Genomic DNA, 12,512 nt, shown 5'->3' with positions numbered 1-12,512 from the left:
TGAAAGTCGCGCGAAATGACTCGTGCGGCTGGATCGTAAACTCGGACGTGTCCGCTTGCTGAAAATGTGAATTTACGTCGTGCCGACGCCTCGATGCACTAATCGTAAGTACCTGTCTGGCAAAATGAGCCACCCGTCGAACGTGCCGACCCGCGCTTGAAGCTTCGCCTGTCATGGCCGCAAAGCGCCTCGTTCAATGTATCGCCACAGGCCGAATGCCGGCCATGTGTCCGCTCAACGAAGCCTCATGTTTGACCTCTATGTCTGCCGATAAAAAACGCCTGGAGTCGCTGCACGACTCTAGCGTCGTATCCTTCCCGCACACTTCCGCCTCGCTCTTTCCCGATACGCCAAACCCGTTGCGCAGGTTGATCGTCGGTGGTGTCGTCGCCTCTTTGACCCTGGTTCCCGCGGTCACGTTCATGCGTCCCGTCTTTGCCGCGGGCGCAAGCTCGGGTGCGGACGCCGCGACCACTCGTGCATTCGCCGATGTCTCGCGCTATCTGATCGGCGAGCGCTCGCTCGACCCGACGCAGACATCGCGACTCCTGCAAGCGCTGCTCGACGACGATGCCGGCTTCGGCGCCGCGTGCCAGCAACTGGCGGCGTATCTCACGGCAAACAAGCCCGACCCGCTGCATCTGCAAGCGGACCTGGATGCGGCCAAGGCTTCTTATGCCTCCTTGCCGCGTCGTATCGTGACGGCCTGGTATGTCGGCGTGGTCGGCGATGGCGAACGTGCGCGCGCCATCACCTACACGACCAGCCTGATGAACCGCGTCGTCGAAGACCGCCTGCGTCCGCCGAGTTATGCCTACGGCGGTTATGGCGCTTGGCGAGTCGATCCCCGCACGGTGAGCCTGCCGCCGCTCGTGGCTCCCGCTGCCGCGCGCGTATAGCCAGCAGAACCCGCACTGCCGGTTTTCCGGCGCCAAACATACTCCAAACGTTTCCCATCCATGCCCCGGCCCGCAGCGCACGCGCGCCGGCACTTTTCATTGCCTCGAACATGTCCTCTCAAACCAACGTGCCGAACAGCGCCGATGTCGTCGTGATCGGTTCGGGAATCATCGGGTCGCTTGCCGCGCAAAAAATGGCGCAGCACGGCGCATCCGTCTTGATCCTCGAGTCGGGTCCACGCATCACGCGCGAACAGATCGTGGCGGGCTTTCGCAACTCGCCTCGCAAGAACGACTTCATGTCGCCGTATCCGTTCTCGTCGTGGTCGCCGCATCCGGTCTACAAGCCGACCAAGAACAACTACATCGTGCAGAACGGTCCGTATCCGTACGAGCCGGAATATATCCGCGCCGTGGGCGGCACGACGTGGCACTGGGCGGCGCAGGCTTGGCGCGTCCTGCCCAACGACATGCGTCTGAAGACGCTGTATGGCGTGGGCCGCGACTGGCCGATTGCCTACGAAGACCTGGAGCCGTTCTATTTCGAAGCGGAAGTGAAGATGGGCGTCTCCGGCGCACCCGACAACGGTTCGCCGCGCAGCAAGCCGTTCCCGATGCAACCCGTGACCGAATCGTATCTGGAGCAGCGCTTTCGCGAGCGGCTTGCACCGGCGGGCATCGCGGTGATCACGAACACGACTGCACGCAACAGCCGCACATACGATGGCCGGCCAGCCTGCTGCGGCAACAACAACTGCATGCCGATTTGCCCGATCGATGCGCAATATCACGGTGGCCTTGCAGCCGATGCCGCCGAAGCCTCGGGCGTGAAGCTGCTGCCGAACGCGGTGGTCTACAAGATCGAGCACGATGCCAGCGGCAAGATCGTCGCCGTGCATTACTACACGCCCGAGAAGGCATCGGTTCGAGTGACGGCGAAGACCTTCATTCTGGCGGCGAACGGCGTTGAAAGTCCGCGCCTCTTGCTGATGTCGGCAAGCGACAAGTTCAAGAATGGTCTCGCGAACAGTTCGGGCACCTTGGGCCAGAACCTGATGGATCATCCGAGCAACTCGTTGACCTTCGACGCGCAAGACGAGGTCTGGGCCGGTCGCGGGCCGATGAGCCCGTCGTCGATTCAGTTGATGCGCGATGGCGCGTTCCGCAGTGAACACGCGGCGTTTCGCGTCGACATCGGCAATTCGTCGCAGGTGTTGTCCATTACGCAGGACCTGATTGGCAAGGGTGTCTATGGTCCGGAACTCGAGAAGCAATTGCGCGAGCGCGCGGCGCATCAGGTCAGCCTGAAGAACGTGCTCGAAATCTTGCCCGACCGGCGCAACAGAATTTATCTCAGCGACCAGAAAGACGCGCTCGGGCTGCCGCGTCCGGCGGTCGAATATCGCATGAGCGATTACGTCGAGAAGGGCATGCAGGCGTCGAAAGCCTTCTACCTGAAGGTCGCCGACCTCATGGGCGGCACCAACCTGCGTCACAGTCCCGATGGCGTCTACAGCAACAATCAGCACATCACCGGCACGCTCTCGATGGGCGCGGACCCGGGCGATTCCGTGTGCGACGGCTGGGGCCGCACGCACGATCACGAAAACCTCTTCCTCGCGAGTACCGGCGTCATGCCGACTGCCGCCACCGTCAACTCGACGCTCACGGGTGCCGCGCTCGCGCTGCGCACTGTCGATCACATCGTGAAGGAAGCGCGATGAAGCACGAACACATCATGTCGCGAACAAGCGCAGTCGAACGCCATGCGTTCGTCATCGGAAGTTTCATCAAGCGTGCAATGGCGGCTGGCGTGGCTGTCGCCTCGCTTGCCATCGGGTGGATGCCGGCGAGCGCTCACGCGGAAGCCGCCGTCGATGAATCCGCGTTGATTCAGCGTGGCGAGTATCTCGCGCGCGCGGGCGATTGCGTGGCCTGTCACACGGCGACCGGCGGCAAGCCGTTCGCGGGCGGACTGGCGATTGCCTCTCCCATGGGCACCATCTGGTCGACCAACATCACGGCATCGAAGACGCACGGTATCGGTTCCTACACCGAGGCGCAGTTCGCCGATGCCCTGCGCGCCGGCAAGCGTGCCGACGGCGCACAGCTTTATCCGGCGATGCCGTACACCTCGTTCGCGAAGCTCACCGATCCCGACGTACACGCGCTTTACACGTACTTCATGAAGGCCGTGCCCGCTGTGGATAGCGCCGTGCCGCACACCGATCTGCCGTTCCCGTTCAGCATTCGGGCATCGCTCATTCCGTGGAATCTGCTCTTCGTCGACAAGGATCGCTTCAAGCCCGACCCGCAAAAGAGCGTGGAGTGGAATCGCGGCGCTTATCTCGTCGAAGGCCTTGCGCATTGCAGCGTCTGTCATACGCCACGCAATCTGCTGATGGCGGAGCAGACCTCGCGTGGCTTGGCGGGCGGTGCGGTCGGCGCGTGGTACGCGCCCAATATCACGTCCGACACGACGAGCGGTATCGGCGGATGGAGCGAGCAGGACATCGTCGCGTACCTGAAAACGGGCGTCGTGCGGGGCAAGGCGCAGGCAGCCGGCCCGATGGCGGAGGCCGTGAATCACAGCCTGCAGTATCTGACCGATGCGGACCTCGGAGCGATCGCCACGTACCTGAAGACGGTTCCCGCCGTCCACGACGACGCCGATACGCTCGCGCTCGACGTGTCGTCCGGCCTTATCGAAGATCCGGATGCTGTGCGTCAGACGCCGTGGCCCGCCGACCCCGAACGGTTGAACGGCCCGCAACTCTACGATTCGAATTGCGCGAGTTGCCATCAGGCGAGCGGTCAAGGGACGGCCGATGGCGCGCTGCCGCCGTTGTCGCATAACTCTGTGTTTCGCAACGGCCAGCCGAACAATGTCGTGATGTCGATTCTGCAGGGCGTGTCGCATCCGGAGTCCGCAAACCGCGCGTCTGATAGCGTCGACATGCCCGCCTTTGCAGACCGGCTGTCCGATACGCAGATCGCCACGTTATCGAGCTATCTGATGCAGCAGTTCGGGCGCCACAATGTGCAGGTGACGGCGCAGGATGTGGCGACGTTGCGTGCCGGTGGTCCGGTCTCGCCCATGGCGAGCGCTGCGCGTATCGGGCTTGGCGTATTGATTCTCGCCGCGCTGTTTGCCGTCGTGCTGATCGTAAGAGCTCGGCGTCGAGTGCGCTAAGTCAGTGTTTCAACGAAGCGGCCGCTTGCGTCCTCACGTCGTCCATAGCCGCAACGGCTGCGCCTTCACGCCATGCACGAGAGGCCGCAGCCGCAACCAGCATTCGGTCATCGTGCGTTGCAGCGGCTCCATCGAGTGGCTGATGGCGCGCACGATCAACACGCCAGGCGTAATGCACGATGCAGCCGCGCGCAACGTATCGTCGAAGGGCAGTTCGGCGGTGAGGGCTTCGGCGAGCGCATCGTCGCAAGCCGGGCCTATCGCCCATAGCGTGCCGTAAGCGGGAAAGCGCGCGAGTCCTTGCGCCGCATCGCAAAGAGGATCGGTCGCATCGAGCAGGCTGCGTTCGAACCAGAGCGGCTTGTCATCGGCATGCGCAATGCGCGATACCGCTTCGATATGTCCATGCGTCCAGCGCTCGCCCGCCGCCGCGCGGCCAAGCAGCATTGCGTCCCAGCCGATGGCGCTCGCGCCTTCGCCGAGCGTCAGACTGAAGTCGAGCTTCACGTTCGACGATTCGAACACGATGTTGTTCTGCGGCAGCCAGTCGAGCTTCGCATGCGCGGCGAGCGCAATATCGATACGCTGCGTCGCGAGCTTGCCGTTGGCCTTGTACCACTTGGTCGAACCGGGCGTCGTGACGACGGCATGCGTGTCTTCGCCGAGCTTCACGTCGATGGAGAGCCGGTCGCCTCCCGCGACGCCGCCCGGCGGATGCACGATCACCGCGTGGCAGATGCCGTCTTCCGGATAGAGCGGACGTTGCAGCCTGAGCGGCCCTTCGTGTTTGCGATGCGAAAAGACCGTGCGCCCATGCTTCTGCTCGAAACCGAGTTCGAGCCGGCCGCGCCAGACGTTTGGATCGGCGTCGATTTGCGCGGCAGCGAGCGCCGCGTGCGATTCATGATGCATGAGCGAGCAGTGACTAGTGAACTGAGCAGACGAGGTGAGCCGCCATGTTAAGCCGAAAATTCAGACGGCGATCAACTCTCGCACACCTTGTTCATCCATCTCGGAGCCCGCGCCGCCCGCGATGATCTCGCCGCGGCTCATCACCCAGTAGCGGTCGGCGAGTTCGCGCGCGAAGTCGTAGTACTGTTCGACGAGCAAGACCGTCATGCCCATTTCATCGACGAGTTGGCGCAGCGTCCTGCCGATGTCGCGAATGATGGACGGCTGGATGCCTTCGGTCGGTTCGTCGAGAATCAGCAGCTGCGGTTCGCTCATCAGCGCGCGGCCGATAGCCAGTTGCTGTTGCTGACCGCCCGAAAGGTCGCCGCCGCGCCGGTTTTTCATGTCCTTCAGCACCGGAAAGAGCTGATAGATGTGATCGGGAATCTTCGATGGCGACTTGCGGCTCGCCGCGCCGACCAGCAGGTTCTCTTCCACGGTGAGGCGGCCGAAGATGTCCCGGCCTTGCGGAACATAGGCAAGGCCATTCGTCACGCGCGCATGCGTGGGCATCGACGAAATCTTCTTGTCGCGCCAGGTGATGGTGCCGCTGCGCGTCGGCACGACGCCCATCAAACAGCGCAGGAGCGTCGTCTTGCCGACGCCGTTGCGGCCGAGCAGCACGGTCAGCTTGCCATCGGGGACGGTCATCTTCACATCGCGAAGAATGTGGCTGCCGCCGTAGTACTGATTCAGGGATTCGACTTCTAGCATGGGTGCCTTGGGCTTCGCTCTGGTGATCTGTGCGGGCGGTGAGATCAGCGTCCGAGGTAGGACTCGATCACCGCTTCATCGCGCTGAACGTCTTCTAGCGTGCCCTCGGCGAGCACGCTGCCTTCGGCCATGACCGTGACCTTGCCATCGGCGCCCGCGAGCGCGGCGACGAACTCCATGTCGTGTTCGACGACCATCATCGAACAGGAGCCGCGCAGTTTGTTGAGCAGCTCGGCAAGTTCCATGGTCTCGTGATCGGTCATGCCGGCAGCGGGTTCGTCGAGCAGCAAGAGGGCAGGCTGCTGCATCAGCAACATGCCGATCTCGAGCCGCTGCTTTTGCCCGTGCGACAACTCGCCCGCGAGCCGCGTGGCCTGATGATGAAGGCGAATCAGCTCCAGCGTCTCTTCGATACGTGCCTGCGCCGCGCGGTCGAGCCGCGAACGCAGCGACGCGAACCAGCGCTTGTCCGTTTTCATCGCGAGTTCGAGGTTCTCCCACACGGGATGATTCTCGAACACCGTGGGCTTCTGAAACTTCCGGCCGATTCCAGTACGCGCAATCACCGGCTCCGACATTCGCGTGAGGTCGAGAGTCTGTCCGAGAAAGACCTTGCCCGTATCGGGACGCGTCTTGCCGGTGACGACATCCATCATCGTGGTCTTGCCCGCGCCGTTCGGGCCGATGACGCAGCGCAGTTCGCCCACGTCGATCGACAAGGTCAGTTTGTTGAGCGCCCGAAAACCGTCGAAGCTCTTGGTCACGTCTTCGAGGTAGAGAATGGTGCCGTGCGATACGTCGATCTCGCCGGGCGCGAGCACATGGCCGAGCCCGGTGATGCCGTTCATGTTGCGTTCGTTCGATTCCTCCGATTGCGGCAACGGCGGCAGATCGACGATCAGTGCGTTATGTGCGGTCATTCTGCGGCGTCTCCTGCGTGAGCCTTCTTGCGGCGCGCCATGTCGATGAGTCCCATGATGCCGTTCGGCAGAAGCAGCGGCACGAGCGTGAAGATGAGGCCGAGAAAGAACAGCCAGTATTCCGCGAAATAAGCGGTGAAGAAGCTCTTCGCGCCATTCACGGCGAACGCGCCGATGATCGGGCCGATGAGCGTTCCGCGTCCGCCTACCGCAACCCAGATCGCCATTTCAATGGAGTTGGCGGGCGACATCTCACTCGGATTGATGATGCCGACTTGCGGCACATAGAGCGCGCCGGCAATGCCGCACAGCACCGCCGACACGGTCCAGATGAAGAGCTTGTATGCGAGCGGGCTGTAGCCCAGGAACATGAGCCGCGTCTCGCCGTCGCGCACGCCGGTCACCACACGTCCGAGCTTCGAGGTGACGATCCAGCGCGCCGCGAGAAACGCGAGCACCAGCACCGCGAACGTGATGAGAAAGAGGCCGGTGCGTGTGCCCGGATGCGTGATCGGAAAGCCCGCGATGCGCTTGAAATCGGTGAAGCCGTTATTGCCGCCGAAGCCCGTTTCATTGCGATAGAAGAGCAGCATCGCGGCGAAGGTCATGGCTTGCGTGATGATCGACAGATACACGCCCTTCACGCGCGAACGGAACGTGAAGAAGCCGAACACCCACGCGAGCACGCCTGGCACGAGGACGACGAGCAAAAGCGCATACCAGAGATGCTCCGTGCCTTCCCAAAACCACGGCAGCTTGTGCCAGTCGAGAAACACCATGAAGTCGGGCAGGTCGCTCTGATACGTGCCTTCGCGACCGATCGAGCGCATCAGGTACATGCCCATTGCGTAGCCGCCGAGCGCGAAGAACAGCGCGTGACCCAGGCTCAGAATGCCGCAGTAGCCCCACACGAGATCGAGCGCGAGCGCGCCGATGGCATAGCACATCAGCTTGCCGATGAGCGTCATCGCATACGCGGACAGATGGAACGTGCTCGTTTCCGGCAGCACGAGCGCGGAGACCGGCACGACGATGCCCATCGCGATGATGAGCGCGATCAGCGCGATCCAGCCGTTGCGCGGCAAGAGCGCGGCGCGCGGCGGCAGGCCGAGCGCGAAGCCCGCGCGGGCGGCGTTCTCGTCGGGTTGCGGCGCGACGTCGAGATTGGCCGAGAGATTGGTCGAGGCAGTCATGGGATCAGGCCTCCGCGCTGCGGCCCTTCAGGGCGAACATGCCTTGAGGACGCTTCTGAATGAACAGCACGATCAGCACGAGCACCGCGATCTTCGCGAGCACCGCGCCCCAGAACGGCTCGATCGCCTTGTTGACGAGACCGAGTCCGAAGCCGCCGATCACCGTGCCTGCAAGTTGACCGACGCCGCCGAGCACCACGGCCATGAAGGAATCGATGATGTAGCTCTGCCCGAGATCCGGTCCCACGTTGCCGATCTGCGAAAGCGCGCAGCCGCCGAGTCCCGCGATGCCCGCGCCGAACGCGAATGCATACGAATCGACACGCGAAGTCTTCACGCCGACGCACGCGGCCATGCGGCGGTTCTGCGTGACAGCGCGCACGAAAAGCCCGAGCCGCGTGCGCGTGAGCACGCCCCATGCAATCGCCACGACGGCGAGCGAGAAGGCGAGAATGGTGAGCCGGTTATACGGCAGGATCAGATTCGGCATGACGGCAATCCCGCCGCTCATCCACGAAGGATTGGTCACCTGCACGTTCTGCGCACCGAAGAGCGTGCGCGTCGCCTGAATGAGGATGAGGCTGATACCGAAGGTCGTCAGCAGCGTTTCGAGCGGACGTCCATAGAGATGCTTCAATACGAGGCGCTCCAGCACGATGCCGACGAGCGCCGCCGCGGCAAACGACGCGGGTACGGCAAAGAGCGGATACCAGTTGAACGCGGCAGGCGCGTAATGCTGCACGAGGTTCTGCACGACATATGTCGCGTAGGCGCCGATCATCAAAAACTCGCCGTGCGCCATGTTGATGACGCCGATCAGACCGTACGTGATGGCAAGACCGAGCGCCGCGAGCAACAGCACGCTGCCGAGCGAAAGGCCCGCGAACAGCGTGCCGAAGATTTCGCCGCGATGCTGAATCGAATCGAGGTCTTCGATGCCCGCTTGCGCCGCGGCCCGCACGCGGTCGTCGGGTTCGTTGAAGGTGCCGTCCGCTTTCTTCGCGACGAGCGGACGCAGCAATTCGTACATGTCGAGATCGTGCCGCGCGGCGACGAGCTTGACCGCGTCCAGTCGCTTGACGACGTCGGCGTCGTGCAGGGCGGTCATCGCCCAGAGCGTGTCGAGACGCTTCTTGAGCTCGGGATCGGTTTCGCCGGCGCGCGCGCGGTCGATCAGCGGCTTCATCGACGGATCGGGATTCTTCAGGAGCGCGGCCACAGCATCGCGACGCTTGGCGATATCCGGCGAAGCGAGCTGCAAGCCCGACAATGCGCCGTTCACTTTCGTGCGCAGGATGTTGTTGAGCGTGATCGCCTGCGCGTCGGGCGCTTCGACGACCTTGCCGGTAAGCGGGTCCTTGTTGCCGTCGTCGGTCTGCAGATAAACGTGGCCATTGTCGGTCGCGACGAGCGAGCCGTCCGCGAGCGCGGAGAGCACGGCGACCGAAGGCGCATCCGCGTTGGCGATCAGCTTGTCGATGGCCGCGGACTTCGCCTCGAAGTCGTCGGCGGCAAGCGGCGCGAGATCGTCGCTGGTGAGCGCATGCGCGGAGAACGGCGCGAGCGCGATGAAAAGCGCAAGCAGCATACGCGGGAAGAGGCGGGCGAACGAACCGGTCATGGTGGCCTTTCTGATGGTGATGGCCGCGCGCGATGACACGCGCGGCCCTTTCCTCGACTCGATACGTCAGGCCGTGCGCGTGCGCGCGCGGCGCAGGAACGAGGGAATCGAGCTGACCACGTCCGGCTTGCCCTGATTGCCGGCGATATACGGACTCCACGGCTGCGCGCGGATGGCGGTCTTCGTCTTCCACACGACGTTGAACTGACCGTCGCCGCGAATTTCGCCGATCATCACGGGCTTGTGCAGATGGTGGTTGCCATCCATCGTCAAGGTGAAGCCCGAGGGCGCGGCGAAGCTCTGGCCGATCATCGCGACGCGCACCTTGTCCACATCGGCGCTCTTTGCTTTCTCGACCGCCTGCTTCCACATGTGGATGCCGACGAAGGTCGCTTCCATCGGATCGTTGGTCACGCGCTTGTCGCCGCCCGGCAGATTCTGCGCCTTGGCGTACGCGAAGAACTCCTTCTCGAACTTCGTGTTGTTCGGGTTCTTCACCGACATGAAGTAGTTCCATGCGGCGAGGTGGCCGACGAGCGGCTTCGTATCGATACCGCGCAATTCTTCTTCACCGACCGAGAACGCGACCACGGGCACGTCCGTCGCCTTCAGGCCTTGATTGCCGAGTTCCTTGTAGAACGGTACGTTCGAGTCGCCGTTGATCGTAGAGACGACAGTTGTCTTTCCCCCTTGGGAAAAGGTCTTGATGTTCGCGACGATGGTTTGATAGTCGCTATGTCCGAACGGTGTGTAGACCTCTTGAATGTCCTCATCCTTGACTCCTTTCGAATGAAGGAAGGCGCGCAGGATCTTGTTGGTCGTGCGCGGATACACATAGTCCGTGCCGAGCAGGAAGAAGCGCTTGGCACTGCCGCCTTCCGCGCCCATCAGATATTCGACGGCGGGAATCGCTTGCTGGTTCGGCGCCGCGCCCGTGTAGAACACGTTGCGCGACATCTCTTCGCCTTCGTACTGCACGGGGTAGAAGAGCAGGCCGTTGAGTTCCTCGAAGACCGGCAGCACCGACTTGCGCGACACGGACGTCCAGCAGCCGAACACGACGGCGACCTTGTCCTGCGTCAGAAGCTGACGGGCTTTTTCGGCGAAGAGCGGCCAGTTGGATGCCGGGTCCACGACCACCGGTTCGAGCTGGCGGCCGTTCACGCCGCCGCTCTTGTTGATATCGGCAATGGTCATGAGCGCCGTGTCTTTGAGCGACGTCTCGGAGATGGCCATGGTGCCCGACAGCGAATGCAGGATGCCGACTTTGATCGGACCCGTATCGGCGGCTTGCGCCTTGGTGATCGGAAGCTGACCTGCGAGGGCGAGCGCGCCCGACATGGAGCCGAACTTCAGCAGACTGCGTCGTTTCATTTGTGTGTTCCCCTTGCCGATGTGTATTTGCTTGACGTGGTGTGAGCGTCGACGCCCGCTACCAGCAAGGGGGTTCTGCAAGTGCTATGCCAATCGGGGGCTTTTGACCGATGGCTATGGGTTTGCGGAGTTTTCGGGAAGGAATTACAGCGTGACGGAGGCGTCTAGCGCGGTTGCTTTTGGTGCATAGTGGCGAGGTGTGCGTCGTCGTGGTGCGCGGGTGCTTCAGACGGATTGGTGTGCGGATAAAGCCGCCGCCTCGTTTCCACGGCGGCTCTCCTTCGATTCACCGATTGACCATTCGCGCAGGCACGCTCAGCACGAGCAGTGCCCCCACGATCAGACAGCCGGCCAGCATATACATGCCGCTTGCGTTCGATGCCGTGGCTTGCTTGAGCCATCCCACGAGATACGGGCTCAGAAAGCCCGCGAGATTGCCGAGCGAATTGATCATCGCGATGCCGGCGGCCGCGCCCGTGCCCGCGAGGAACGCAGTCGGCAGACTCCAGAACAACGGCAAGGTCGTGAGAATGCCCATGGTCGCAAGCGTGAGTCCGAGCATGGCAAGCGGCGTGTTCGCCGACCACACGACCGAGAGCACCAGCCCCAATGCGCCGATGAACGCCGGAATGGCGATATGCCAGCGCCGCTCGCCGCGCTTGTCCGCGCTGCGCGCGACCAGCAGCATGCCGATCACCGCCGCGCCGTAGGGAATCGCGGAGAGGAGGCCGACCGTGAGCGCATCGGAGACGCCGGTGGCCTTGATGATCGTCGGCAGCCAGAAGCTCACGCCATAAAGACCCATCACGAAGGAAAAGTAGATCAGGCTCATCAGCCAGACTTTCGGGCTCGACAGAATCTTGCCGATGGGCATGTCCTCTTTCTCGACGTTATCGGCGGCGATATTGCGTTCGAGCAACGCTCGCTCGTCGGCCGTGAGCCACTTCGCTTTCGAGATGCGGTCGTCGAGTTTGAAGAACACGACGAGTCCGACGACGATCGACGGAATGCCTTCCAGCAATAGCAGCCACTGCCAGCCATGCCAGTCGTTCGTGCCATCGAAACGCTTCATGATCCAGCCCGACACCGGCCCGCCGATCAACCCCGACAGCGCGATCGCCGTCATGAACAGCGTCGTCATGCGCCCGCGCCGTTGCGCCGGAAACCAGTACGTCAAATAAAGAATGATGCCGGGAAAGAAGCCCGCTTCGGCCACGCCCAGCAGAAAGCGCATGACGTAAAACATGGTCGGCGTGGTGATGAACATGGTGAGCGCGGAAATGACGCCCCACGAGATCATGATCCGCGCGATCCACACGCGCGCGCCGACGCGATGAAGAATCACGTTGCTCGGTATCTCGAAGATGAAATAGCCGAAAAAGAAAATGCCCGCGCCGAAGCCATAGACGGCATCGGAGAGGTTCAAATCGGCGGCCATCTGCAACTTGGCGAAGCCGACGTTCACGCGGTCGAGATACGCGACCACATAACAAATGAGCAGAAGCGGCGAGAGCCGCCATGCGACCTTCTTGTAGGTTGCTTCCTCGAATGCGGAAGGCGTGCCCGTGGCGGGGCTTTGCACTGAATCGGCGGTGCGGGCCATGTCGTCTCCTCTTTCTCTTGCGCGTTCGGGTTCGTTCGATGATT

At 62.6% G+C, this 12,512-nt stretch carries 10 protein-coding genes; 3 read left to right on the top strand and 7 right to left on the bottom strand.

From position 1 onward, the window contains the following. Window positions 1–173 precede the first annotated feature (173 nt). The 3 genes from NCT04_RS10980 (at window position 174) to NCT04_RS10970 (ending at window position 4,092) form a co-directional block, all read left to right on the top strand. A complete protein-coding gene (locus tag NCT04_RS10980) occupies window positions 174–899 on the top strand; it encodes a sugar dehydrogenase complex small subunit (RefSeq protein ID WP_350030007.1) in 726 nt (241 codons plus the stop codon). A gap of 110 nt (window positions 900–1,009) precedes the next feature. Beyond that, a complete protein-coding gene (locus NCT04_RS10975) occupies window positions 1,010–2,623 on the top strand; it encodes a GMC family oxidoreductase (protein ID WP_250465357.1) in 1,614 nt (537 codons plus the stop codon). Then, window positions 2,620–4,092 (top strand): c-type cytochrome, encoded by a 1,473-nt coding sequence (locus NCT04_RS10970; RefSeq protein WP_250465355.1) that lies wholly within the window; start codon window positions 2,620–2,622, stop codon window positions 4,090–4,092. The genes NCT04_RS10975 and NCT04_RS10970 overlap by 4 nt, the downstream gene beginning before the upstream one ends. Window positions 4,093–4,125: 33 nt before the next feature. On the opposite strand, the gene NCT04_RS10965 is transcribed toward NCT04_RS10970, so the two are convergent. From NCT04_RS10965 to NCT04_RS10935, 7 genes are all read right to left on the bottom strand, one after another. After that, window positions 4,126–5,004: an urease accessory protein UreD gene (locus tag NCT04_RS10965; RefSeq protein ID WP_250465354.1), complete on the bottom strand. Its 879-nt coding sequence runs from the start codon at window positions 5,002–5,004 to the stop codon at window positions 4,126–4,128. 60 nt (window positions 5,005–5,064) lie between these two features. Continuing rightward, the gene (gene urtE / locus NCT04_RS10960) at window positions 5,065–5,757 is read right to left on the bottom strand and encodes an urea ABC transporter ATP-binding subunit UrtE (RefSeq protein WP_250465353.1); all 693 of its coding nucleotides are present in this window, start codon (window positions 5,755–5,757) and stop codon (window positions 5,065–5,067) included. Between the two features lie 44 nt (window positions 5,758–5,801). Next, window positions 5,802–6,605, bottom strand: a complete 804-nt coding sequence (gene urtD / locus NCT04_RS10955) for an urea ABC transporter ATP-binding protein UrtD (RefSeq protein WP_244828098.1) — start codon at window positions 6,603–6,605, stop codon at window positions 5,802–5,804. A 68-nt stretch (window positions 6,606–6,673) separates the two neighbouring features. Then, window positions 6,674–7,870, bottom strand: coding sequence for an urea ABC transporter permease subunit UrtC (gene urtC, locus NCT04_RS10950; RefSeq protein WP_250465351.1), 1,197 nt, complete (start codon window positions 7,868–7,870; stop codon window positions 6,674–6,676). A 4-nt stretch (window positions 7,871–7,874) separates the two neighbouring features. After that, entirely contained in the window at window positions 7,875–9,491 is a 1,617-nt protein-coding gene (urtB, locus tag NCT04_RS10945) for an urea ABC transporter permease subunit UrtB (protein ID WP_250465349.1), read from the bottom strand. 66 nt (window positions 9,492–9,557) lie between these two features. Further along, window positions 9,558–10,865: an urea ABC transporter substrate-binding protein gene (urtA, locus tag NCT04_RS10940; RefSeq protein ID WP_244825971.1), complete on the bottom strand. Its 1,308-nt coding sequence runs from the start codon at window positions 10,863–10,865 to the stop codon at window positions 9,558–9,560. A 286-nt stretch (window positions 10,866–11,151) separates the two neighbouring features. Beyond that, on the bottom strand, window positions 11,152–12,468 hold the full coding sequence (locus NCT04_RS10935; protein ID WP_244825964.1) for an MFS transporter: 1,317 nt from the start codon (window positions 12,466–12,468) through the stop codon (window positions 11,152–11,154). Window positions 12,469–12,512: the final 44 nt, after the last annotated feature.

Source organism: Caballeronia sp. GAFFF2, assembly GCF_023631485.1.
Lineage (GTDB): Bacteria > Pseudomonadota > Gammaproteobacteria > Burkholderiales > Burkholderiaceae > Caballeronia.
The sequence above is the reverse complement of the archived record's forward strand: the minus strand, read 5'-3'. Positions and strand labels throughout refer to the sequence as shown.

Bases quoted from the DNA above. Each gene is read 5' to 3' on its own strand.
- urtB (WP_250465349.1), bottom strand. From the start codon at position 9,491: ATGACCGGTTCGTTCGCCCGCCTCTTCCCGCGTATGCTGCTTGCGCTT.
- urtA (WP_244825971.1), bottom strand. From the start codon at position 10,865: ATGAAACGACGCAGTCTGCTGAAGTTCGGCTCCATGTCGGGCGCGCTC.
- NCT04_RS10975 (WP_250465357.1), top strand. From the start codon at position 1,010: ATGTCCTCTCAAACCAACGTGCCGAACAGCGCCGATGTCGTCGTGATC.
- urtD (WP_244828098.1), bottom strand. From the start codon at position 6,605: ATGAACGGCATCACCGGGCTCGGCCATGTGCTCGCGCCCGGCGAGATC.
- NCT04_RS10935 (WP_244825964.1), bottom strand. From the start codon at position 12,468: ATGGCCCGCACCGCCGATTCAGTGCAAAGCCCCGCCACGGGCACGCCT.
- NCT04_RS10965 (WP_250465354.1), bottom strand. From the start codon at position 5,004: ATGCATCATGAATCGCACGCGGCGCTCGCTGCCGCGCAAATCGACGCC.
- NCT04_RS10980 (WP_350030007.1), top strand. From the start codon at position 174: ATGGCCGCAAAGCGCCTCGTTCAATGTATCGCCACAGGCCGAATGCCG.
- urtC (WP_250465351.1), bottom strand. From the start codon at position 7,870: ATGACTGCCTCGACCAATCTCTCGGCCAATCTCGACGTCGCGCCGCAA.
- NCT04_RS10970 (WP_250465355.1), top strand. From the start codon at position 2,620: ATGAAGCACGAACACATCATGTCGCGAACAAGCGCAGTCGAACGCCAT.
- urtE (WP_250465353.1), bottom strand. From the start codon at position 5,757: ATGCTAGAAGTCGAATCCCTGAATCAGTACTACGGCGGCAGCCACATT.